This window comes from Bacteroides sp. D22, assembly GCF_000163675.1.
In the GTDB taxonomy this organism is placed as follows: domain Bacteria; phylum Bacteroidota; class Bacteroidia; order Bacteroidales; family Bacteroidaceae; genus Bacteroides; species Bacteroides xylanisolvens.
The window spans coordinates 26,314-50,173 of sequence record NZ_GG774795.1 but is presented as its reverse complement, the minus strand read 5'-3'; the positions used below and the strand labels follow the sequence as shown (position 1 = coordinate 50,173).

Below are 23,860 nucleotides of genomic sequence, written 5' to 3'. Positions count from 1 at the left end.
TTTTTTTATGTCTTTCTTCTGTCGTTTGGTCTGTTAGAAGAAGAACCTTAGAATATCGTTGAAGTTAGCCCATATCAACAGACCGAAGAGTAGAATCATACCGGTCATTTGAGCGTATTCCATAAATTTGTCGCTCGGTTTGCGGCGCGCTATCATCTCGTAGAAGAGGAAGAGCACGTGGCCGCCGTCCAATGCGGGGATAGGGAGGATATTCATGAAAGCCAGAATGATGGAAAGGAAGGCTGTCATATACCAGAACTGGTGCCAATCCCATGTAGCGGGGAAGATGCTGCCGATCGTTCCGAAGCCACCTAGCTGTTTGGCTCCTTCTTTCGAGAAGAGGTATTTCATGTTTCCTACATATCCTTTCAGGGTCTTTACGCCGAGGGAGACACCTGCCGGGAAGGATTCGAAGAAAGTATATTCTTTTTTCACCATAGGGAGCAGGCGGTCTGTGACGAGACAGGCGGTTACACCCATCAGGTAGGCGGAGTCTACACGCATATTCAATGTGTCGGTTACGCCGCCACGCACATAGGTCAGTGTAATCAGGCGCGGATCTATGCTGTCTTTGAGCAGGGTTTCCGCGTTTTTCTTACGTTCTGCCATCGCTTCTTTGAAGTCGGAGAAAGAAATCGGTGTTCCGTTCAGGGCGATAATGCTGTCACCCGGTTGGATGCCTGCTTGTGCGGCAGGAGAATTCACCATCACACTGTCTATCACATACGGGAAACGGTAGGAGGCAAAACGGATACTGTCTGCCAGAAGGCGTTGCATCAAGTCTTCAGGGATATAAACGGAGGCTTTCGCACCGTTGCGGATAACGCTTACTTCGCGGGCGTCGGCAATCTGGCTCAACATATCGCCGTCATAACGTTCAAAAGGAACACCGTCGGCAGAAAGAAGGATGTCGCCGTCCTGAAAACCTACGGATTTGGCCGTTTCGTTGAAATCCATACCGAGAGGAGCTTCCTGCACCTTTATATATTGGTCGCCCCACGCAAATAGAATCATCGAGTAGATGAACAGGGCCAACAGGAAGTTGAACAGTACGCCACCCACCATGATTAGCAGACGTTGCCACGCCGGTTTGGAACGGAACTCCCACGGTTGTTCGGGTTGTTTCATCTGCTCGGTATCCATCGACTCGTCAATCATACCGGCTATCTTGACATAACCGCCCAATGGCAGCCAACCTACTGCATATTCTGTGTCACTTTTCTTGGGCTTGAATTTAAACAGGGTGAACCAGGGGTCAAAAAATAAGCAGAATTTTTCTACACGCACCTTAAACAAACGGGCAAAAAGAAAATGCCCGCCTTCATGAATGATAACGAGCAAAGATAAGCTCATAATCAATTGCAGGGCACGAATCAAAAATGTTTCCATATAGTCTATTTACAGTTTAAAGCCTTCACTGGATTCTCTGCCAAAGAGAAGATATAAAGGCTATTTTCAATTTATATTAATACTAATCAATTTCTCTATTTTCTTTATTCCTCTACGAAATGAATTATATCAGACTTGCTGCTATCTTTCTTGCTTCCGCATCGGTAGCCACATAATCATCGTAGGTCGGGTTGGCAATGAAGGTGGCCCGTTCCATTGTTTTTTCTATCACGTCGCTCATGCCGAGGAAGCTGATGCCGTCTTTCAGGAAAGAGGCTACCACTACTTCATTGGCGGCATTAACGATGCAAGGCATGTTCCCTCCGCGATACATCGCTTCGTAAGCGAGTGCCAGATTGCGGAAACGTTTCGTGTCGGGTTGCTCAAACGTCAGGTTCGTGCATTTGGAGAAATCGAGCCTGTCGAAAGAAGAACTGATACGGTCGGGATAGGAGAATGCATACTGGATGGGCAGGCGCATATCGGGCATGCCCAACTGTGCTTTTACAGCTCCGTCTTCAAACTGCACCATCGAGTGAATGACTGATTGCGGATGCACAACCACCTCAATCTGACTGGGTTGAACACCGAACAGCCATTTGGCTTCGATCACTTCAAAACCTTTATTCATCATAGAAGCAGAGTCAATCGTGATTTTTGCTCCCATTTCCCAATTGGGATGTTTCAAGGCCTGTGTCTTAGTCACAGACTTCAATTGTTCCAAAGTGTAAGTGCGGAACGGACCTCCGGAGGCAGTCAATATCACTTTCTCAATCGGATTGCCCACTTCTCCCGCTAAACACTGAAAAACGGCGGAGTGTTCAGAGTCTACCGGCAGAATCGGAGTGCGATATTGTTGTGCCAGCTGGTTAATCAGTTCACCTGCTACTACCAATGTTTCTTTATTTGCCAATGCAATCGCTTTCTTGGCGCGGATCGCGTTGATTGTCGGCTTCAGTCCGGCATAACCGACCATGGCTGTCAATACCATATCAATAGGACCCGCTTCCACAATCTGACAGATAGCGTCGGTCCCTGCATACACCTTGATAGGCAGGTCGCTCAATGCTTCTTTCAGTTCGGAATACTTTTCTTCGTTGGCTATCACTACCACTTCCGGCTGGAACTTCCGTGCCTGGGCAATCAGTAGTTCCACACGATTGTTGGCTGTCAGTGCGTATGCTTCGTACAGGTCGGGATGCTCTTCGATGACTTGCAAAGCCTGCGTCCCGATAGAACCTGTGGAGCCTAGAATAGCTATTTGTTTTTTCTTTTTATTAGTCTCTATATTCATTTTATCTATTTCTTCCTATTTTGTTGACAAACATATCATCGCTGATTATCACTTATATCTCATCACTCGCCATATCTCATCATTCATCATTGACAACCTAAAAAACAATGTATTTTTCCGGATTTACCGGGTGACCTTTATACCAAAGTTCGAAGTGCAGGTGCGGCCCTGTACTAAGTGTTCCGCTATTTCCTACCAGGGCGATGGCTTCGCCTCCTTTCACCCGTTCACCTTCCTTTTTCAGGAGAGAGCCGCAGTGTTTGTAGATCGAAATTAAATCCTGGTTGTGTTGCACGCCAATCAGATAACCGGTTTCAGCCGTGTATGTACTAAGGATGACGGTTCCGTCCATGGTTGCCAGTACGCTTTCGTTGGGATTGGCGGCAATGTCAGTGCCGTAATGTTTCTTTTCGGCATTGAAGTGGTCGGACACCATGCCTCGTGTCGGACGGTATAATATCAATCCGGTCACGTCCGGTTGGGAAGTGATGGAGGTCAGATTATATTTTTCATTCTCCTCATATTGGCGGCGGAATTCTTCTTCCCGCTTGGTTCGTTCCATCAACGTGTCTTCACGGGCAGCAGTCAGCGAATCAAGCGTTTGCACGCTGTCGATAGGCACTTTCCCGCTGAAAATGTCCTGAATGTTCATGATGTAGAGGTTCTGCTTGTTGAGCACTTGTTGCAAAGAGTCTACACGCAGCGCATTATCTACAATCTGTGTACGGACTTCACTGTTCATATATCCCGGAAGATAATTGCGCAACGGGGTGAAAGTAATGATGCAGGAAGCAATCAGGAAAAGAACTGCCAGCACGCAAAGTAAAACGGATAGTCCATTGAGCTTGGATACACGAAGTCCGACAATTTCTTCAAGTGTATTTTCATTAACGATCGTTAGTTTATACTTGAACTTGAAATTTTTCCAGAAAGCTTTACTTCGTCTTCTCTTTGGCATCTTTGGTAATTAAAGATTAAAAATTAAACTATTAAAAGGGGCTGCGGCCGGACTAATCTTTGTTTTGCCACGGATGACACGGCTTCCCAGTGAATTTTGATTAATGAAAACCGTGGAATCTGTGTCATTCGTGCCTGATTTATCCGGGAGCTGTGTCATCCGCGTCCAACTCCTCCAGATTGAGTAACCCTTCGGGAAGTTCCACGGTGATGAGTTTCTGTTTCTGATCTATTCCTACGATAAATTCCTCTTGGGCGGGAACGAGTAGTTCCTCTTCTTCTCTTTCAACCACAAAAAGGGTGTTTACCGTAGTGTTATCTACATCTATCACTTCTCCCAGAGGTCCGTGATGAATGTCTTCCATTTGGAAACCGATAAAGAAGTTCCAGGACAATTCGCCGTCTTCCGCTTCTTCCGTATGCTTTACGGGGAAGTAAACTTCGATGTTGGTGAACATTCTGGCACGTTCGGCGGTGTCTATTCCTTCCAGTTTTACCAAAGCGGTGGAGTCGGAACGGAAACGGTACTCTTCAATGAAGAAGGGCACGAAAATACCGTCGAGCAGGCATATCAGATAATCGCAGTCCACACGGTCGAAAATGTCGTCCGTAAACGTAAACTGCAATTCGCCGTGAATACCATGCGGTTTATTGAATAATCCTATCTTATATACTTCTTCTTTCTTTATCATATTCGGGTGATTCTGGCTCCGATAGCGTTCAGACGTCCTTCGATGTTCTGATAACCACGGTCTATCTGTTCGATGTTACTAATGGTACTGGTTCCTTCGGCACTCATGGCGGCAATCAGAAGGGCGATACCAGCACGTATATCCGGTGAAGTCAGGCGGGCACCGCGCAACTTGAAGCCATGATTGTGTCCGATGACTACGGCACGGTGAGGGTCGCAGAGGATGATCTGTGCACCCATATCGATTAGCTTGTCCACAAAGAACAGGCGGCTTTCGAACATCTTCTGATGGATCAGTACGCTGCCTTTGGCTTGTGTGGCTACAACGAGCATCACACTAAGCAAGTCGGGAGTCAGTCCCGGCCAGGTGGCGTCGGCTATCGTCATGATGGAGCCGTCGATGAATGATTCTATCTGGTAGGTTTCCTGTGCGGGAACATAAATGTCATCTCCTCTCTGTTCGAGCTTGATGCCCAGGCGGCGGAAGCTTTCGGGGATGATTCCAAGGTTCTCGTAAGAAACGTTCTTAATGGTAATTTCGCTTTTTGTCATGGCTGCCATGCCGATAAAACTGCCGACTTCAATCATATCGGGCAATACGGTGTGTTGCGCGCCATGCAATTCTTCCACACCTTCAATAGTAAGCAGGTTGGAGGCAATTCCGCTGATTTTCGCTCCCATCCGGTTGAGCAACCGGCAGAGTTGTTGCACGTAAGGTTCGCAGGCAGCGTTGTAGATGGTAGTAGTGCCTTTGGCAAGCACGGCAGCCATTACGATATTGGCTGTTCCGGTGACGGATGCTTCGTCCAGCAGCATATAGCTTCCTTGAAGTCTGTCGGCTGTTATTTCATAAATGCCCCGTCCTTCATCATAACGGAAGTCTGCTCCTAAATTCTGAATACCTACAAAGTGAGTATCCAAACGGCGGCGACCGATTTTATCTCCTCCCGGCTTGGATATCAACGCTTTGCCGAAACGTGCCACCATAGGGCCAATCAGCATGACAGAACCTCGCAGACTGGAGCATTTCTTTAAAAAATCATCGCTTTCCAGATAAGCCAAGTCTACATTCTCTGCTTTAAAACTATAAGAATCAATGCCTTTCTTTGCAACCGTCACTCCCATCTCGCGCAAGAGCTGAATCAAGTTGTTGACATCAAGAATGTCAGGTATATTGTTCACTGTTACCTCCTCAGCGGTTAGCAATGTGGCACAGATTATCTGCAAAACTTCGTTTTTAGCTCCTTGCGGGTGAATCTCTCCGCAAAGCCGATGTCCTCCTTCGATTACAAATGAAGCCATTAATTAAAGTATTAAGTGTGATTAAAGTATTAAGTATCAAGTGTTAAGTATTAAGTATTAACCGTACGGTATCGCACGCTAAGTAAATAAGTAAAAGAAATCCAACCAGTGCCAACAAATGGCTGCGATTAATACTTAATACTTATTTCCTATTTTCTTAGTATCTTCTCTTGTTGTTCTGACGATTGTTGGTATAGTTCGTCTTCGGACGATAGTTCTGGTTCAGGCGTTCTGCCATTAGCCGGACGATATCGTCAGTCATTTGGAGTTCCCCGTTGGAGAGTTCGTACAGGTCTTCGGCGATCTTTTTGTCGTCCACTGTATCTTTGTTCCATGCCAGGTAGTCCTTCTTCATGTGGTTGCAGATGAGGGCAATCAGGTTTCTCTTTTCGTTTCCTTCGGGGAATTCGATTGCTTTCTTTATCAGCACTTCCAGTGTGCGTCCGTAGTGGCGATAACGCATACGGGCAGTGGAGTAGGGGATCGGATCCGGACGGGTCACCAGGTTGTCCTTACGGATGATTTCATACGGGTAGTCAATATCCAGCTCAAAACCGGACATGATAGCCAGATGATCCCAGAGCTTGTGCTTGAAGTCGGGCACATCACGCAAATGGGGGAACATATTTCCCATAATGTTGATGATGGTGTTGGCACAACGCTGACGTTCTGCACGATCCTGAATGGTCAACGCATAATCTACCATGTTCTGGATGCTACGCCCGTATTCGGGAAGCGGCATTCTTTTCTGTTGAGTATTGTATTGCATTTATTTAATTGAAAGTTTAAAATTAAAAATTAAAGAAGTTTTTTCGGCATGGAAGCAACGAATTCTTTCAGGTAGAAAGGTTCGAAGTAAGCCACGTCTTTATAATCTTCGTCGGCTATTGCTTTTTCTGCCAGCGGGAACATCATTTTAGCCAACGGGTGAATATTGTCGATAAAATGTGCGTTCGGATGCGTGATCTGTTCGCGGCATTTGTCGGCCCCGTTTCCAAAGAAATAAACCGGCTGCTCGTTCAGAAACTCCAAGTAAGAGTTTTCGTCTACAATATCGGCAGCTACTGCATGTTTCACCTGAAGTCTGCGGTCATAAACGGCTGCGTATACTTCCATGCGGCGGGCGTCGATCATCGGACAAAGCAAAGCGTCTTCGGGCAAGTCGTGATACAACAACACCGGAACAGTCAATACTTCCAGCGTCGGAATACCGATCAATGGGACGTTACGTCCGTAACAAACTCCTTTCGCCATAGAAACCCCGATTCGAAGTCCGGTGTAAGAACCTGGCCCGCAGCTCACTGCGACTGCATCCAAAGGGATGGCATGACTGTCTATGAAAGACAACGCTTCATCTACAAAAACTCCTAAAGACACGGCGTGTGAAGGGCCTTTCAAATCTTCTTTCACAAAAATCGTCTGTCCGTCTTGACTGGCCGCTACCGAGCAAACAGAGGTAGAGGTTTCAATATTCAGTATACACGACATAAAAATCAGCTTATTAAATTGTCGCAAATTTACATGATTATTTCCAATTCTTAAAATATTCGTGTACTTTTGCACAAAACTTTAAGGTTATGATACAGTCTATGACAGGATACGGCAAAGCTACGGCCGAACTTCCTGATAAAAAAATAAATGTAGAAATCAAGTCGCTCAACAGCAAGGCAATGGATTTATCCACTCGCATCGCTCCGGCGTATCGTGAAAAAGAGATTGAAATCCGTAATGAGATTTCTAAAGTGCTGGAACGTGGAAAGGTCGATTTCAGCCTGTGGATCGAGAAGAAAGAAGCGGCAGAAAATGCGACTCCTATCAATCAAGTATTGGTGGAAGGTTACTACAAACAGATTTTGGCAATCTCGCAGAATCTTGGTATTCCTGTTCCTGCTGACTGGTTTCAGACATTGCTCCGTATGCCGGATGTGATGACTAAAACGGAAATCCAGGAACTGACCGAAGAGGAATGGAAAATGGTGCATGCCACTGTGCTCGATGCTATCAGTCATCTAGTAGATTTCCGCAAACAGGAAGGTGCTGCACTGGAAAAGAAGTTCCGTGAAAAGATCGCCAATATCTCAAGCCTGCTCGAAAAGATCGCTCCTTACGAAAAAGAACGTGTGGAAAAAGTGAAAGAACGCATCACGGATGCTCTCGAAAAGACATTAAGTGTGGATTACGACAAGAACCGCTTGGAGCAGGAATTGATCTATTACATTGAGAAACTGGATGTTAATGAAGAAAAACAACGCCTTAGCAACCATCTGAAATATTTCATCAGTACAATGGAAAGCGGTAACGGACAAGGTAAGAAACTTGGTTTTATCGCCCAGGAAATGGGTCGGGAAATCAATACGTTAGGTAGCAAGTCCAATCATGCCGAAATGCAGAAAATCGTTGTTCAGATGAAAGATGAGTTGGAGCAGATTAAGGAGCAGGTGTTGAACGTGATGTAATTTACTCACAATAAATTCATTTACGATTAGACGATTTACGATGTACGATTGAAGTTAGTATTGCGAAATAATAGTGTACACATTTGGATATTTATAAATTCAAAAAATAATATCAATCGTGCATCGTAAATCGTCTAATCGTAAATAACTTAATGTCAAATAAACTTTAATAATGACCGGTAAACTAATTATTTTCTCTGCCCCGTCAGGTTCGGGCAAATCTACTATTATCAATTATCTGCTGACGCAGAATTTGAATCTTGCATTTTCTATTTCTGCTACCAGCCGTCCTCCGCGTGGGACGGAGCAGCACGGAGTGGAATATTTCTTTCTTACGCCGGAGGAATTCCGTTGTCGCATTGAGAACAACGAATTTTTGGAGTATGAGGAAGTATATAAGGACCGTTATTACGGAACGTTGAAGGCACAAGTGGAAAAGCAACTGGAAGCAGGTCAGAATGTTGTGTTTGACGTTGATGTGGTAGGTGGATGTAATCTCAAGAAGTTTTATGGTGACCGTGCGTTGTCAGTGTTCATTCAACCGCCTTCGGTGGAAGAATTACGTTGCCGGTTGGAAGGGCGCGGAACGGATGCCCCGGAAATTATTGAAAGCCGGATTGCTAAGGCGGAATATGAGTTGGGATTTGCTCCGCAATTCGATTGTGTGATTGTCAATGACGATTTGGAAGCTGCGAAGGCAGAAGCGTTGAAAGTAATCAAAGAGTTTTTAGCCGAAGAATAAGACTTGAGAATGTACAAGAAGAATTGTAACACCCGAAAATGGATGTATCTGTGTGCCGTCACCGGTGTGATGAATCTTCTTGCTTTTATTGTATGCCTTTATTTTCAACAATGGTTCATAAGCGGCATTGCGCTACTTCTCACAATCAGACAAGCTATTGTTTTACCGAAGTGGAGAAAGAAAATAAAGCAAGAAAGAATAGCGGAAAATGAATCAAGTTAAAACAAGAAAAACCGGAATCTTCAGCGGGTCATTCAATCCGATTCATATCGGGCATCTCGCTTTAGCCAATTACCTTTGTGAGTATGAAGGGTTGGATGAAATATGGTTTATGGTAAGTCCGCAGAATCCTTTGAAAACGAAGGCTGAATTATGGAGTGACGAGCTTCGTCTTCAATTAGTGGAGTTATCCATCAGTGATTATCCTCGTTTTCGAGCTTCAGACTTTGAATTTCATTTGTCCCGTCCTTCGTATAGCGTATATACACTGGAGAAACTTCGTGAAGCGTATCCCGACCGGGAATTTTATTTCATTATCGGTTCCGATAATTGGGAACGTTTTGGACGCTGGTATCAGTCCGAACGCATCATTAAAGAGAATCAACTCCTCATTTATCCTCGTCCCGGCTTTCCTGTAAAAGAAGAGGAATTGCCGGAAACCGTGCGTCTTGTTCATTCCCCTGTTTTTGAAATCAGTTCCACTTTTATTCGGGAAGCCTTGAATGCAGGGAAAGATATTCGTTACTTCTTACATCCGAGAGCTTGGGAGGCTATCAAGAAAGATAATATACGCCTTTGAATATATTAAAATACATATCCGGCAGAATATAACGGATAATTTGTTAGCCACTCTTGTTCCCGATAATCTGACATGGAAAAACGGATGCCATGTAGTTCTGGATTCTTTTCAACAAAAGAGCGCAGACTTTTCGACTGTAAATTTTCTTCAGCTTTCACTTCGACCGGAATAATACAGATTTCTTTTTGCAAAAGGAAATCCAATTCTCCTTTGGAAGTATCTGAAGACCAGTAATAGATATTCAAGCCTTTCACTGATTTCAGTTGTTGTAACACATATTGTTCGGTAATTGCTCCTTTATAATCGGTAAATAAAACATTGCCTTCCAATAATGCTTGTGGGGGGAGTCCGCTCATTGCTCCCATTAATCCGGTGTCTAGCATAAACAGTTTGAATGCGGAAAAATCTTCGTAGGCCGATAAAGGTATTCCACCTTTCTTTACCCGGTTTACTTTATAAATAAGACCGGCATCTATCAGCCATTCTATGGCCAGTTCAAAATCCTTGGCTCTTGCTCCTTCTTTTATAACTCCATAAATGAATTTGCGATTTTCTTTAGCCAGTTGTGCAGGAACCGAACGCCACACCATACGAATCCTAGGGACTTCGGCAATAGGAGCGTGTTTGGAAAAATCACGGTCATAAGAATCCAGTATGTTTTGTTGCAACTGGCGGACTTCGGTATAGTCTTTATGCTCAATAAATGCATTGACTACTTCGGGCATTCCTCCTACGAAATAATACTGTTTAAGGAAGTCGGTGAATTTAGAACGGAAGGTAGAAATGAGGTTCCAATCTTGCTTTACAAGCAAGCTGACAAAAGACTCTTGTCCGATAGCTTCTAAAAACTCGGAAAAAGAAAGTGGATATAGGTCTATAAAATCGACTTTTCCCACCGGGAAAGAGTCATTTTGATGCATAGCGATGCCCAGTAAAGAACCAGCTGCAATAACATGATACTGTGGCGCTTTCTCCAGGAAATATTTCATGGCTGTCAAGCCGCGTGGGGCTTCCTGAAGTTCGTCAAAAAGAATTAAGGTATCTGTATCTACTACTTTTCCGGTTACTAACTGGATAGCCATCAAAATACGTTCGATATCAAAATCTTTTTGAAAAACCTCTTTCATCACTTCATTGTCTTCGAAGTTGATGTAGGCAAACTGTTTGTAAGCAGTAGCCGCAAACTCTTTCATAAGCCATGTCTTTCCTACCTGACGGGCTCCGCGAATAATCAAAGGCTTTCGTGTAGACTTTTCTTTCCAATCGTACAATTGTTGCATTGCATTTCTTCTCATACTTCTTTCTTTTATTGTCAGCTACTTATAGGTACAAATGTAAGCACTAAAAAGGATAATAACAAAAAGTCGTATCCTAAAAGTGTGGTATTTAACAAAAAGTTATACCCTAAAAGTGTGGTATGTTACAGAAAGTCGTATCAGAAAAGTGTATGATGCTGCTATTTCTGTTTGTTATTGTACCAAGTTACGATACCTTACTCCGTCAATCGATGAAGAGTAATGACGATGATTTCTGCCGGAGCACCGACACGGATTGGTAACTTTGAAGTTCCTATTCCGTTTGTTATAATCAAAGGTATTTTTGCTGTATTATATGCCAGTCCGGTGATAAAACGATTGCCGTAGTGTGAGTTCAGTGCTGGGGCGACTCCGAATACACGGACTTGTCCGCCGTGTGTATGTCCTGCGAGAGCGAGGTCTGTATTGGCTACTGAAACATCTTCTATGTAATCCGGCGTATGAACCAGTAAGATGACAAAATCCTTGGGAGAGAGTGCCAAAGTGGGTGATACTCCGTTGCGCCCCAGATCGAAAGGATTGCGTACTCCGGCGATAATAATCTGCTGGCCGTCTTTACGCAGCGTGTCCACTTCGTGTTCTAACGGACGCATTCCGTAATGTTTCATTGTGTTCACAATATCGTCGTGGCAACGTTCGTAATCATTATTACCCATCACTCCATAGGTTCCCATTGGTGTCTTTACACGTGCAAGTGCGGAAAACAAAGGTTCTACATATTCGCAACCTTCCTGATAATCACCGCCCATCAAAAGAACATCTGCTTTTTGGGCAATCAATAGACGGACAAGATCGTTCAATCCTTTCTCTTTCAGCAGGCTTTTGTAATGTAAATCGGAAATAAAAGCGATGCGGAAACCTTCAAAAGCTTCAGGGACATCGCGGTGGGTGAAGTCGTATTTTACTACACGATCCACTCCTGTATAAACAGATGACACATCTACGCTGGAAGAGGTTATTTGGGTTCCACGGAGCATCCGGTCGGATTCGTACGCGTCGGTATCAGTCTCCTTTTTCTTTGTATGTTGCTTTTTGTTTTTAGAAACAGCCAGTGCTTTGAGTTTCGAGTGGTCGGGAGCGAACAGTCCGGCAATGGCGTTAGTCGTATCCGGATAAATGGAATCAGTATGTAAGACAGGGCGTGGCAAGCTAGCCACCATATTCTTTTTCGACTTGCAGGAAACAAGCAAAAGCAATGCCAACAGGATAACAGGGTAGATTGTTTTCTTCGTCAGTGGATAAATCGTTTTCTTCATCAATGGGGTATTTATTCTTTTCATCAATAGGGTATTTATTTTCTCCATCACAGGAGCATTTATTTTCTTCATCTTCTCTTAGTTTGAAGTTTTCTGGGGTGCAAAGATACGAAAAATCATGTATCTTTGTCCGTCAAAACTCTTTATAATATATTAAAGTATGGAAGAAGTAAAGCGTAACTCGCTACAAGCATGGATATTAGCTGCACGTCCCAAAACTCTTACAGGAGCCGTTACCCCTGTTCTGATAGGTACAGCTCTCGCTGCGATGGACGGGCATTTTCACTGGTTGCCGGCACTGATCTGCTGTCTGTTCGCAAGTCTGATGCAAATTGCCGCTAATTTCATCAATGACCTTTTCGACTTCCTCAAAGGGACAGATCGGGAAGATCGCCTGGGACCCGAACGTGCTTGTGCACAGGGATGGATTTCTCCGCAAGCGATGAAAACCGGGATTATTATTACGGTTGCTCTTGCCTGTCTTATCGGTTGCACATTACTTTTCTTTGCCGGATGGGAACTGATTGTCGTAGGAGTGCTTTGTGTATTATTCGCTTTTCTTTATACCACCGGCCCTTATCCTCTTTCTTACAACGGCTGGGGAGATGTACTGGTGATTGTCTTCTTTGGATTTGTGCCTGTTGGCGGAACATATTACGTGCAAGCGCTAACATGGACGCCGGATGTCACTATCGCCTCTCTGATTTGTGGACTATTGATTGATACGCTACTGGTAGTCAATAACTACCGTGACCGGGAAGCGGATGCGCGCAGTGGAAAAAGAACAGTGATCGTTCGTTTCGGTGAGAAGTTCGGCCGCTATTTTTATTTGATGCTGGGTGTTACAGCTTCTCTTCTCTGTCTGTGTTTCCTTCGTGAAGGTCATTTTTTAGCCGCTCTTCTTCCGCAACTCTATTTGATTCCTCATTTCCTCACCTGGAAACGGATGGTGAAAATATATAGTGGTAAAAAATTAAACAGCATATTAGGCGAGACTTCGCGTAATATGCTGTTTATGGGTGTTCTTATTGCAATAGGAATGTTGGTAAGTTGAGAATCATTTCCCATACATCTTTTCGTAGTAACCCTGATAATCTCCGCTGGTAACTTCTTCCACCCAAGCTTGGTTGGCCAAGTACCATTCGATTGTCTTTACGATACCGACTTCGAATTTTGTTTCGGGATACCATCCTAAAGCATTTGTAATCTTTGTAGGATCGATGGCGTAACGTTGGTCATGTCCCAGACGGTCTTTAACGAACGTAATCAGATCTTCATTGATCCAGTCGATCGAAATATTTCCGTTTTCGTCTTTCACCTTCTTTTTGAGAACCTGGCGATATTCGGGCTTCTCTGCCATCAGACGGTGGATAGTTGAAATAGTCAGTTTTACGATTTCGAGGTTTGTTTTCTCGTTATGTCCGCCAACGTTGTACACTTCTCCGTCTTTACCTTCACGTACAACGAGATCAATCGCTTTGCAGTGATCTTCTACATAAAGCCAGTCGCGTACATTACTGCCGTCACCGTAGACGGGGAGATGTTTTCCTTCGAGGATATTCTTGATAATCAACGGAATCAATTTCTCCGGGAAATGGTACGGACCATAGTTGTTTGAGCAGCGGGTAATTGTTACCGGCATTTTATAAGTATCATGGTAAGCCATCACTACCATGTCTGCGCTAGTCTTAGAGGCACTGTACGGGCTATGAGGACAAAGCGGGGTTGTTTCTGTGAAATACCCTTCGGCTCCCAGTGAACCATACACTTCGTCGGTGGATACCTGATGATAGCGTACACCTTTTCTCCAGGTAGGGTATCCTTGTTCATCTTTTCCCATTACCCATGCGCGGCGTGCACAATCCAATAAGTTCTGTGTTCCGAGAATGTTGGTAATCAGAAACAGTTGCGGATTTTCAATGCTGCGGTCAACGTGACTTTCGGCAGCGAAATTCACCACATAATCAAAACGATACTCAGCAAAAAGACCGTCTACCACATCACGGCTACAAATGTCTCCTTTGATAAAGACGCAGCGTTCGTTGTCGATGTCTTTGGCAATCGTTCCTAAGTTACCTGCATACGTCAAAGCATCCAATATCACGACTTTGATGTCGTTATGTTTGGCCAAGATGTATTTGATGTAATTTGCCCCGATAAATCCTGCGGCACCGGTCACTAGATAAGTTTTCATATTTTATTCTATAATGTTGATTTTAGGATTGTTTTGCCAATTCGATAAGATACTTTCCGTACTCGGTCTTTTCGAGTTGTTGACCTAACAGAAGCAATTGTTCCGTCGGAATCCATCCCTGACGCCAGGCGATTTCTTCAATACAGCTAACGTAGAAACCTTGCCGGTTCTGAATAGTAGCCACGAAGTTGGATGCTTCCAGCAGACTGTCGCAGTTACCCGTATCCAGCCATGCGAATCCGCGGCCGAAGAGTTCCACTTTCAATGTGCCTTCTTCCAGATACAGGCGATTCAGGTCTGTAATCTCATATTCTCCACGTGCTGAAGGACGAAGAGCTGCTGCTTTTTCCGTCACACTGGCATCATAGAAATAGAGTCCGGGAACGGCATAATTACTTTTCGGCACTTCCGGTTTTTCTTCCAGTGAAATAACTTTCCCTTGTTCGTTAAATTCCACTACACCGTATGCGCGCGGGTCTTTTACATAGTAGCCGAAGATGCAGGCACCTTTTTCTATATTGGCAGCCCGGCGGAGCATGGCAGAAAAGCCTTGTCCGTAAAACATATTATCCCCAAGAATCAGACAGCCCGGTTCACCGTTCAGGAAATCGGCTCCCAATACGAAAGCCTGTGCCAGTCCGTTAGGTTGTTCCTGTATTTTATAGGAGAAAGACATACCCAATTCCTCACCCGTTCCCAGCAAATCCCGGAACATAGGCAAGTCACGTGGAGTCGAAATAATCAACACTTCGCGTATTCCTGCCAACATCAGTGTCGACAATGGATAGTAAATCATCGGCTTGTCATACACAGGCATGATTTGTTTGGAAATCGCTTTGGAAAGCGGATAAAGTCGGGTGGCACTACCACCGGCCAGAATAATTCCTTTCATGTTCGTCTGAGTTATTCATTAACAGTGTGCAAAGGTCGGAAAGAATTCCGACGTGGCAAAATTTTAAAATAATTTTTCAGTCAGGCGGGGACATTTATTTTATTTGTCCGCCAGTTCGATAACTTCCAAGTCTTGAAACGCCCCTTGATTGATAACAAAACGCACCAAAGTCCGCACCTTATGGAAACCAGACATACCTGCAGCTCCCGGATTGATATGTAACATATCCAGCGTTTTATCATACTTCACCTTTAATATATGCGAATGTCCGCTGATAAAAAGCTTGGGCGGTCGCGTCATCAGACTACCGATGATGGAAGGATCATACTTTCCCGGATAACCGCCGATATGTTTTATCAGTACTTCCGCACCATCCACCGTGAAACGATTTATTTGAGGATACAGTTTTCTGATTTCCTGTCCGTCAATGTTTCCGTACACCGCCCGGAATGGACGGAATGCGGCTAACTTTTCCGCTACTTCCAGTGAACCGATGTCTCCGGCATGCCAGATTTCGTCGCACGGTTCGAAATATTCCAGATATTTCTCATCCCAGTAAGCGTGAGTATCAGATAATAATCCAATTCTTGTCATAAAATTCTTTGTTTAATCCCACAAAGATACTATATTTGGAAAAATCTTAAAGCACATGGAAAGCAAATATAATTATTTCAAGCGAGATATAAGTTGGCTCTCATTCAATTACCGCGTATTGTTGGAGGCTCTGGACGAGCGTCTGCCGCTTTACGAACGTATCAACTTCATCTCTATCTACTCTTCCAACCTCGAAGAGTTTTACAAAATCCGTGTAGCCGACCATAAAGCTGTTGCTTCCGGCGCTACGGAAAGCGATGAAGAAACCGTACAGTCAGCCCGCGAACTGGTAGAGGAAATAAATAAAGAAGTCACCCGCCAGCTGGATGACCGTGTACGCATCTATGAACAAAAAATACTGCCTGCCCTGCGCAAAAATCATATCATCTTTTATCAAGACAACCATGTAGAACCGTTCCACCAACAGTTTATCAAAGACTTTTTCCGGGAGGAAATCTTTCCCTACCTGCAACCTGTGCCTGTATCCAAAGATAAAATTGTCTCCTTCCTGCGGGATAATCGCCTTTACCTGGCAATACGAGTCTATCCGAAGAAAGAAGAAAAAAACAAAGGAGAAGAAACTAAAGAAAATATAGAAAAATATACCGGAGAGTGCATAAATGAAAGAAATGACGGAGAAGGTATAAAAGTAGGTATGGAAGCAGCAAGGCCAAATGTAACAGACCTCCGACAACCCCTTTACTTTGTGATGAAACAACCCTACGCCAAAGTGCCCCGCTTCATCGAACTTCCGTCTCGCGAGAAAAATCATTATTTGATGTTTACCGAAGACATCATCAAGGCAAACCTCAACCTGATCTTCCCCGGCTACGATGTCGACTCCAGCTACTGTATCAAAATTTCCCGTGATGCTGATATATTGATTGACGACACCGCCAGCAGTGCCGACCTCGTCGCCCAACTCAAGAAGAAAGTGAAGAAACGCAAGATCGGTGACGTCTGCCGTTTCGTCTACGACCGTGCTATGCCTTCTGAATTCCTGGACTTCCTTGTGGATGCCTTCCGTATTCAGCGTGACGAACTTGTCCCCGGTGATAAGCATTTGAACCTCGAAGACCTGCGTCATCTTCCCAACCCGAACAAATCCCTTCATAGCCTCGAAAAACCGAAGCCGATGAAGCTGACCGTCCTCGATGAGAAAGAATCCATTTTCAATTACGTCGCCAAAAAGGACCTGTTATTATATTATCCTTATCACTCTTTCGAGCACTTTATCCACTTCCTATATGAAGCCGTGCACAACCCGGAAACCCGTGAAATCATGGTAACTCAATACCGCGTAGCGGAAAACTCCGCCGTCATCAACACCCTGATAGCCGCCGCCCAAAACGGCAAGAAAGTCACCGTATTTGTGGAACTGAAAGCCCGCTTTGATGAAGAAAACAACCTTGCCACCGCCGAAATGATGCAAGCCGCCGGTATCAAGATAATCTACAGCATCCCTGGTTTGAAAGTGCACGCCAAAGTAGCCTTGATCCGTCGTCGCGGATTAAACGGTGAGAAAATCCCCAGCTACGCCTACATCAGCACCGGCAACTTTAACGAAAAAACCGCCACCCTTTACGCCGATTGCGGTCTTTTCACCTGTCGCAAAGAAATAGTGGCCGACCTCTATAACCTCTTCCGTACCCTGCAAGGAAAAGAAGACCCGAAGTTCACCACCCTTTTGGTAGCCCGTTTCAACCTCATTCCCGAATTGAACCGCCTGATCGACCGCGAAATATCCCTTGCAGACGAAGGCAAGCAAGGACGCATCATCCTAAAAATGAACGCCCTCCAAGACCCTACCATGATAGACCGCCTCTACGAAGCCTCCGAACACGGTGTACAAATCGACCTTATCGTCCGTGGTATCTGTTGTCTTATCCCCGGACAGTCATACAGTCGTAACATCCGTGTCACCCGTATTGTAGACAGTTTCCTCGAACACGCCCGCATCTGGTACTTCGGCAACGACGGCACCCCCAAAGTATTCATGGGCTCTCCCGACTGGATGCGCCGTAACCTCTACCGCCGCATCGAAGCCATCACCCCCGTTCTTGCCCCCGACCTGCGTGACAGCCTGATCGAAATGCTTAATATCCAGCTTGCCGACAACCAAAAAGCCTGCTGGGTAGATGATAAGCTGCAAAACATATTCAAAAAAAGAACACCCGGCACCCCTGCCGTCCGAGCCCAATACACCTTCTACGACTGGCTAAACAAAACTAACAACTAACATCAAATCCTTTCCGCAGCAACTATGCTGCGGAAAACACATCATTACAACCATACCCCAGTCCCCCCATCGTACATACGATCACAATGACCTGCACCCCGCATGGTTTCCCGGCCTACTTTTTTCTCCGTCAAGCGAGCGCCCGTAACGTAGCGTCAAGAAGGGCAGACTGTTTGAGCGTTGCGAGTTTCTGCCCTTTAGCGAAGTGAAGGAAGCGAGTAGGAGAAAAAAGTCAGCCTTGAATTTTTCTTTGCTTTTTTCTTTTGTTTCAAGACAAAAGAAAGATGATTACGAGATAAAAGAAAGATGATTGTAATACAATTGTAACATGTATGACACCTCCCTGCAACGTCAAATCCCGTCCTTTGCAACTGGAAACAACATACACATATTATTTATGGAGACTATTTATTTATGCATTATCATTTTCCTCTTCGTCCTTGCCGTCTTCGATCTGATAGTCGGAGTCAGCAATGACGCAGTCAACTTCTTAAACTCCGCGGTAGGTGCCAAAGCCGCTTCGTTTAAAACCATCCTTTTCATAGCCGGCGTCGGCATATTTATTGGCGCCTCCCTATCCAATGGCATGATGGACATAGCCCGGCACGGCATCTACCAGCCCGAGCACTTCTACTTTGCCGAAATCATGTGCATCCTGTTAGCCGTCATGCTGACCGACGTAGTACTGCTGGACGTATTTAACTCCATGGGTATGCCCACCTCCACCACCGTTTCATTAGTCTTTGAACTACTCGGAGGAACCTTCGCCCTCTCACTTATCAAAGTACATAATAGCGATACCCTCGGTTTGGGCGACCTCATAAACACCGACAAAGCCCTTTCCGTCATCATGGCCATTTTCGTATCCGTCGCCATCGCCTTCTTCTTCGGAATGATCGTACAATGGCTGGCCCGTGTGATATTCACCTTCAACTATACGAAAAAGATGAAATACAGCATTGCCCTTTTCGGAGGTGTAGCCGCTACCGCCATCATCTATTTCATGCTTATCAAAGGACTGAAAGACAGCTCCTTCATGACCCCCGAAAACAAACACTGGATACAAGACAACACATTGATGTTAATCGCCGTCTTCTTCGTGTTCTTCACCGTACTGATGCAAATCCTTCACTGGATGAAAATCAACGTTTTCAAAGTCATTGTATTGATGGGCACCTTCGCCCTCGCTCTCGCTTTTGCCGGCAACGACCTTGTCAACTTCATCGGTGTTCCCCTCGCAGGCTTCTCCTCTTTTATGGACTATACCGCCAACGGAGGAGGAAATCCGAACGGCTTCCTGATGACCTCTCTGCTGGGACCCGCCAAAACCCCGTGGTATTTCCTTATCGGAGCCGGAGCCGTTATGGTCTACGCCCTCTGTACTTCTAAAAAGGCACATGCTGTAATTAAAACATCCGTCGACCTTTCCCGTCAAGATGAAGGAGAAGAAACATTCGGAAGTACCCCGATTGCCCGTACAGTAGTCCGCATCAGTATGACACTTGCCAACGGAATCTCCCGCATTATGCCAAGTGGCAGCAAAGAATGGTTTGACTCCCGCTTCCGCAAAGACGAAGCCATCATTGCCGACGGAGCAGCTTTCGACCTTGTCCGCGCTTCTGTCAACCTAGTATTAGCGGGGCTGCTCATCGCCTTGGGAACTTCCCTGAAACTTCCTCTTTCTACCACCTACGTAACCTTCATGGTAGCTATGGGTACCTCCTTGGCCGACCGTGCCTGGGGACGTGATTCTGCCGTTTATCGTATTACCGGCGTATTAAGCGTCATCGGTGGCTGGTTCATCACTGCCGGAGCTGCCTTCACCATCTGTTTCTTCGTAGCCCTCGTACTTCATTATGGAGGAAATATCTCTATCATCGCACTCATCGGTATAGCTGTATTCATCCTGATCCGTAGCCAAGTGATGTACAAAAAACGCAAAGCGAAAGAACAAGGTAGCGAAACTCTGAAGCAACTTATGCAAGCCACAGACAGCACAGAAGCCCTGCAACTGATGCGTAAGCACACCCGCGAAGAACTTTCCAAAGTGCTGGAATATGCAGAAACCAACTTCGAACTGACCGTCACTTCTTTCCTCCACGAAAATCTTCGAGGACTGCGTCGTGCTATGGGTTCCACAAAATTTGAAAAACAGCTCATCAAACAGATGAAACGTTCCGGCACCGTAGCCATGTGCCGCCTCGACAACAACACTGTACTCGAAAAAGGACTTTATTACTATCAAGGCAACGACTTTGCCAGCGAACTGGTTTACAGTATTTCTCGTCTCTGCGAGCCTTGCCTGGAACATACCGACAACAATTTCAACCCGTTGGATGCCATTCAGAAAGGTGAATTCAGCGATGTTGCAGAAGATATTACATATCTGATTCAGCAATGCCGTAAGAAAATGGAAAACAACGAGTACAACAATCTGGAAGAAGAAATCCGTCGTGCCAACGACCTCAACGGACAACTTTCGCTATTGAAACGTAAGGAACTGCAACGTATCCAAAGCCAATCAGGAAGCATCCGGGTTAGCATGGTATATCTCACGATGGTTCAGGAAGCACAGAACGTAGTCACTTACACCATCAACTTAATGAAAGTAAGCCGTAAATTCCAAATGGAGACTGAAATGCCGTAAAGGCTGGAAACGATAACGTTCTTCACTGGAAAAAACGAATGATAACTCGAAAGGAAAGGACTGTTTGATAAACCCTATTTATATAAGTGAGGGTATGTCAAACAGTCTTTTCTTTTTAGAAAGTGGTTGGATAAAAAAGCTCTGTTCTTTAGCATTTGATTTGATAAAATTGTATATTTATAGTCGGTAAGATATTTGAGACGATTTAAAATGCAATGGTATAAAAATGAAATGAATGAAATATCAATTAGAAATAACCACTTTACTGGTTCCTGTCAATGTGCATCAGTTGTTTGAGAAATGTGAATGGCCCGAACTAAACAGTTTTGACAGAGAAATGGTTGAGAACTATTTCTCTGATTTGGTAAATGGTATTCAAACCGATGAGGCTTTGAACGATTGGAAGCTGACAATTGTCCTGTATATCGGTACTTATTTGGGAGCCAATCATATCAGTATCCGGAAACATGGAATCACCGATACGGCAACTAAAGAAAAAGTGTTGACGATCGGTATACCTCTTCCTTGTAGTAAAATCGTTCGTTGGGGAGTGAAGAAGAAAGAACGGTTTACCGGTAAAATGCCGGATGAAAACTATAGGAGAAATAACAGGCTGCTTCCCGTCTACTTTGCGAAATATGATACTATGGGAACCTATATTGAAGATAACATCCGGATAGCCCTTTTGAATTTGTTTGAAGTAGGTTTTACCTTGAAAGGATATAAAGTAAAGAAACGGTGATAGTAACTGAATCGTAATCAAACTTCCTTTTCATAGGGATTAAACTTGCTTATCCCGGCAGGAAAATGTATCTTTGTTGGGAAGAAAACTATAACCGCAAGTTCTGATTATAAAACCGGAACTTTTGATTATGTAATCAGAAGTTTCAGTTATAAAACCAGAACTTGCGGTTTTAGTTTGCCCTAAGGGAAAAAGAACTTTTCTTCTAGGGGAGAACAAGTTTTCTACCTATAGCTAGGATGTTTTCTATTAGTAATCAATATTTCAAATAAACTTTAGTACTATGGCAATGTATGTAATGGAAGAAATGCCCGATATTCATGGAACGGGCGAACAAGTACTTTATCCGCGGTTTGCAATGATGGATCAGGTTTCTACCGAGGAGCTGATACGTCAGATAGCATCCAGCAGTGGTTTTAATGTCGGAGATGTGGAAGGCGTAATTACACAAATAGGTATTGAGATGGCACATCAGATGGCAGAAGGCAAGTCTGTGAAGCTGGATGGCATTGGAACATTCTCTCCTTCGTTGGCGTTATGCAAAGATAAAGAGCGTGAAAAGGCCGGAGAAGGCGAAACCCATCGTAACGCACGAAGCATTGTGGTGGGAAACGTGAACTTTCGTGTAGACAGGAAGATGATAAGGCGTATCAATGGAAGATGTCTGCTGGAAAGAGCTCCGTGGAAGTCGCAACGTTCTTCACAGAAGTATACTTCGGAGCAACGGCTTGCATTGGCTGTCAGATATTTGGAGGAACATCCTTTTTTGACAGTCTACGAATACCGGAAGCTGACAGGTCTGCTGCGCACAGCGGCTACCAATGAATTGCGCCAATGGGCGTATACGCCCGGTTCCGGTATCGAGATTGATGGCAGAGGAACACATCGGGTGTATATAAAGAAAACATAATTCATCATATTTGTATGATGATACTTTGAGATTTTGAATTAAGAGCATTGGGGGGAATTGCGGTGAGGGCGCTTTTCTTCAGGGACGTGCTTGAGTGATAACTAAAATTAATAAAAATGGGGAATTTGATTTCATTTATGAAGGAAGTAGCTGAAGGGCTTCGAAAAAGTGGGAATTATGGAACTGCTCATGTTTACAGGAGTAGCATGAATGCTATCATTGCATTTAACGGGAGCAGGAATCTGTCATTCAAGAAAGTGAATCAGGAGTTTCTTAAAAGTTTTGAAACGTATTTGCGGGAAAAGGATTGTAGTTGGAACACGGTTTCAACCTATATGCGTACATTGAGGGCGGTGTACAACCGCGCGGTTGACCGTCGTATGGCATCTTATATACCGCATCATTTCCGGTATGTTTATACAGGAACGCGTGCTGACAGAAAGCGTGCACTGGAAAAGGAGGATATGGAACGATTGATGAAAGAGCTTCCCAAACAAATTCATCAGGGAAGGGAAGAATTACAACGTACGCGCGCGTACTTTTTCTTAATGTTCATGCTTCGTGGTATGCCGTTTGTAGATCTTGCCTATCTTAAAAAGCAGGATATGGTGGGGAATGTGCTTACTTATCGTCGTAGAAAAACCGGGCGGCTTCTAACTGTGACGCTTCTGCCGGAAACTATGAAACTAATAAAAAAGTATATGAACACCGATTCTGCTTCTCCTTATCTTTTTCCCATACTGACTGGCGGAGAGAGTACCGAAGCTACCTACAGGGAATATCAGATAGCTTTGCGTAATTTTAACTATCAGCTTCTGTTGCTGAAACAAGTACTTGCATTGACTTCTGATTTAAGCTCATATACGGCTCGGCATACTTGGGCTACAATGGCATATTATTGCGAGATACATCCAGGCATTATTTCAGAGGCGATGGGACATTCATCCATTATCGTCACAGAGACTTATCTAAAACCTTTTAAGAATAAGAAAATAGATGAAGCGAATGTGACGATTCTATCTTCGCTGAAAAGGAGCTATGTTTGTGGCAAGTAGCTGATTGATAGTGCTGTTACTTTGTAGGTAACGGGAAGAAAAGACGCTGCAAATATGAGCATATTTCTTAAAACATCCAAACAAAATCGTACATTTTTTCTAATAAACTACTCAAAATAGGAATAAACACAGAAGAACACGTGGATTCTTTGTCTTAGAGCTTTGTTAACGTCTAAATTTTGCAATAGATTTCCCGCCCCTCTACTTTTTCTCATAAGCAGGGGTAAGAAGATTCGTCATATATCGTATTATTTTCTAGTATAGACTACTCTAAAAGAGCAGGCACAAGGGTTTTCCCGTTACCTACAAAGTAACGGGAAGAGGGGGAGTGAAGCGAAATAAATCATGAATTAGTACAAACAAATTTTTTATTTATTAATTGTAT

General features: G+C 44.4%; 21 protein-coding genes. 9 read left to right on the top strand and 12 right to left on the bottom strand.

The window, feature by feature from the left end:
* Positions 1-33: 33 nt before the first annotated feature.
* From rseP to tsaB, 7 genes are all read right to left on the bottom strand, one after another.
* Entirely contained in the window at positions 34-1,389 is a 1,356-nt protein-coding gene (gene rseP / locus HMPREF0106_RS24015; protein ID WP_004317003.1) for an RIP metalloprotease RseP, read from the bottom strand.
* A 124-nt stretch (positions 1,390-1,513) separates the two neighbouring features.
* Positions 1,514-2,683: a 1-deoxy-D-xylulose-5-phosphate reductoisomerase gene (locus tag HMPREF0106_RS24020; protein ID WP_004317002.1), complete on the bottom strand. Its 1,170-nt coding sequence runs from the start codon at positions 2,681-2,683 to the stop codon at positions 1,514-1,516.
* A gap of 97 nt (positions 2,684-2,780) precedes the next feature.
* Positions 2,781-3,641, bottom strand: a complete 861-nt coding sequence (locus tag HMPREF0106_RS24025) for a M23 family metallopeptidase (protein ID WP_004317001.1) — start codon at positions 3,639-3,641, stop codon at positions 2,781-2,783.
* Between the two features lie 139 nt (positions 3,642-3,780).
* Entirely contained in the window at positions 3,781-4,332 is a 552-nt protein-coding gene (gene rimM / locus HMPREF0106_RS24030) for a ribosome maturation factor RimM (protein ID WP_009038693.1), read from the bottom strand.
* Positions 4,329-5,633: a UDP-N-acetylglucosamine 1-carboxyvinyltransferase gene (gene murA / locus HMPREF0106_RS24035; protein WP_009038692.1), complete on the bottom strand. Its 1,305-nt coding sequence runs from the start codon at positions 5,631-5,633 to the stop codon at positions 4,329-4,331. The genes rimM and murA overlap by 4 nt, the downstream gene beginning before the upstream one ends.
* Positions 5,634-5,790: 157 nt before the next feature.
* Entirely contained in the window at positions 5,791-6,402 is a 612-nt protein-coding gene (locus HMPREF0106_RS24040; protein ID WP_004316998.1) for a DUF4290 domain-containing protein, read from the bottom strand.
* 29 nt (positions 6,403-6,431) lie between these two features.
* Positions 6,432-7,121 (bottom strand): tRNA (adenosine(37)-N6)-threonylcarbamoyltransferase complex dimerization subunit type 1 TsaB, encoded by a 690-nt coding sequence (gene tsaB / locus HMPREF0106_RS24045; protein WP_032850936.1) that lies wholly within the window; start codon positions 7,119-7,121, stop codon positions 6,432-6,434.
* A gap of 89 nt (positions 7,122-7,210) precedes the next feature.
* Here tsaB and HMPREF0106_RS24050 point away from each other — a divergent pair, with 89 nt between their 5' ends.
* The 3 genes from HMPREF0106_RS24050 (at position 7,211) to nadD (ending at position 9,630) form a co-directional block, all read left to right on the top strand.
* Positions 7,211-8,089, top strand: a complete 879-nt coding sequence (locus HMPREF0106_RS24050) for a YicC/YloC family endoribonuclease (RefSeq protein WP_008641269.1) — start codon at positions 7,211-7,213, stop codon at positions 8,087-8,089.
* Positions 8,090-8,261: 172 nt separating this feature from the next.
* The gene (gene gmk, locus HMPREF0106_RS24055; RefSeq protein WP_009038690.1) at positions 8,262-8,831 is read left to right on the top strand and encodes a guanylate kinase; all 570 of its coding nucleotides are present in this window, start codon (positions 8,262-8,264) and stop codon (positions 8,829-8,831) included.
* 208 nt (positions 8,832-9,039) lie between these two features.
* A complete protein-coding gene (nadD, locus tag HMPREF0106_RS24060; protein ID WP_009038689.1) occupies positions 9,040-9,630 on the top strand; it encodes a nicotinate (nicotinamide) nucleotide adenylyltransferase in 591 nt (196 codons plus the stop codon).
* 5 nt (positions 9,631-9,635) lie between these two features.
* Here nadD and HMPREF0106_RS24065 read toward each other — a convergent pair whose 3' ends face one another.
* Complete coding sequence (locus HMPREF0106_RS24065; protein WP_009038688.1) at positions 9,636-10,925, bottom strand: ATP-binding protein; 1,290 nt, start codon at positions 10,923-10,925, stop codon at positions 9,636-9,638.
* A 197-nt stretch (positions 10,926-11,122) separates the two neighbouring features.
* Positions 11,123-12,202 carry a metallophosphoesterase gene (locus HMPREF0106_RS24070; RefSeq protein ID WP_032850958.1) on the bottom strand — a complete coding sequence of 360 codons (1,080 nt, stop codon included), beginning with the start codon at positions 12,200-12,202 and terminating at the stop codon, positions 11,123-11,125.
* 160 nt (positions 12,203-12,362) lie between these two features.
* On the opposite strand from HMPREF0106_RS24070, the gene HMPREF0106_RS24075 reads away from it, so the two are divergent.
* A complete protein-coding gene (locus HMPREF0106_RS24075) occupies positions 12,363-13,256 on the top strand; it encodes a 1,4-dihydroxy-2-naphthoate polyprenyltransferase (RefSeq protein WP_004316990.1) in 894 nt (297 codons plus the stop codon).
* Positions 13,257-13,259: 3 nt separating this feature from the next.
* Here HMPREF0106_RS24075 and rfbB read toward each other — a convergent pair whose 3' ends face one another.
* From rfbB to HMPREF0106_RS24090, 3 genes are all read right to left on the bottom strand, one after another.
* Positions 13,260-14,396, bottom strand: a complete 1,137-nt coding sequence (gene rfbB, locus HMPREF0106_RS24080; RefSeq protein ID WP_008641275.1) for a dTDP-glucose 4,6-dehydratase — start codon at positions 14,394-14,396, stop codon at positions 13,260-13,262.
* Between the two features lie 22 nt (positions 14,397-14,418).
* Positions 14,419-15,288, bottom strand: coding sequence for a glucose-1-phosphate thymidylyltransferase RfbA (gene rfbA / locus HMPREF0106_RS24085; protein ID WP_004316988.1), 870 nt, complete (start codon positions 15,286-15,288; stop codon positions 14,419-14,421).
* 99 nt (positions 15,289-15,387) lie between these two features.
* Positions 15,388-15,882 carry a metallophosphoesterase family protein gene (locus HMPREF0106_RS24090; RefSeq protein WP_009038686.1) on the bottom strand — a complete coding sequence of 165 codons (495 nt, stop codon included), beginning with the start codon at positions 15,880-15,882 and terminating at the stop codon, positions 15,388-15,390.
* A gap of 55 nt (positions 15,883-15,937) precedes the next feature.
* Here HMPREF0106_RS24090 and ppk1 point away from each other — a divergent pair, with 55 nt between their 5' ends.
* The 5 genes from ppk1 (at position 15,938) to HMPREF0106_RS24115 (ending at position 23,475) form a co-directional block, all read left to right on the top strand.
* Positions 15,938-18,121 (top strand): polyphosphate kinase 1, encoded by a 2,184-nt coding sequence (gene ppk1, locus HMPREF0106_RS24095; RefSeq protein WP_008641276.1) that lies wholly within the window; start codon positions 15,938-15,940, stop codon positions 18,119-18,121.
* Positions 18,122-18,518: 397 nt separating this feature from the next.
* Positions 18,519-20,768, top strand: coding sequence for an inorganic phosphate transporter (locus HMPREF0106_RS24100; RefSeq protein ID WP_008017861.1), 2,250 nt, complete (start codon positions 18,519-18,521; stop codon positions 20,766-20,768).
* A 235-nt stretch (positions 20,769-21,003) separates the two neighbouring features.
* Positions 21,004-21,510, top strand: a complete 507-nt coding sequence (gene imm9, locus HMPREF0106_RS24105; protein ID WP_009038685.1) for an Imm9 family immunity protein — start codon at positions 21,004-21,006, stop codon at positions 21,508-21,510.
* Between the two features lie 283 nt (positions 21,511-21,793).
* Entirely contained in the window at positions 21,794-22,420 is a 627-nt protein-coding gene (locus HMPREF0106_RS24110; protein WP_009038684.1) for an HU family DNA-binding protein, read from the top strand.
* A gap of 116 nt (positions 22,421-22,536) precedes the next feature.
* Positions 22,537-23,475 carry a tyrosine-type recombinase/integrase gene (locus tag HMPREF0106_RS24115; protein ID WP_008641278.1) on the top strand — a complete coding sequence of 313 codons (939 nt, stop codon included), beginning with the start codon at positions 22,537-22,539 and terminating at the stop codon, positions 23,473-23,475.
* Positions 23,476-23,860 lie beyond the last annotated feature (385 nt).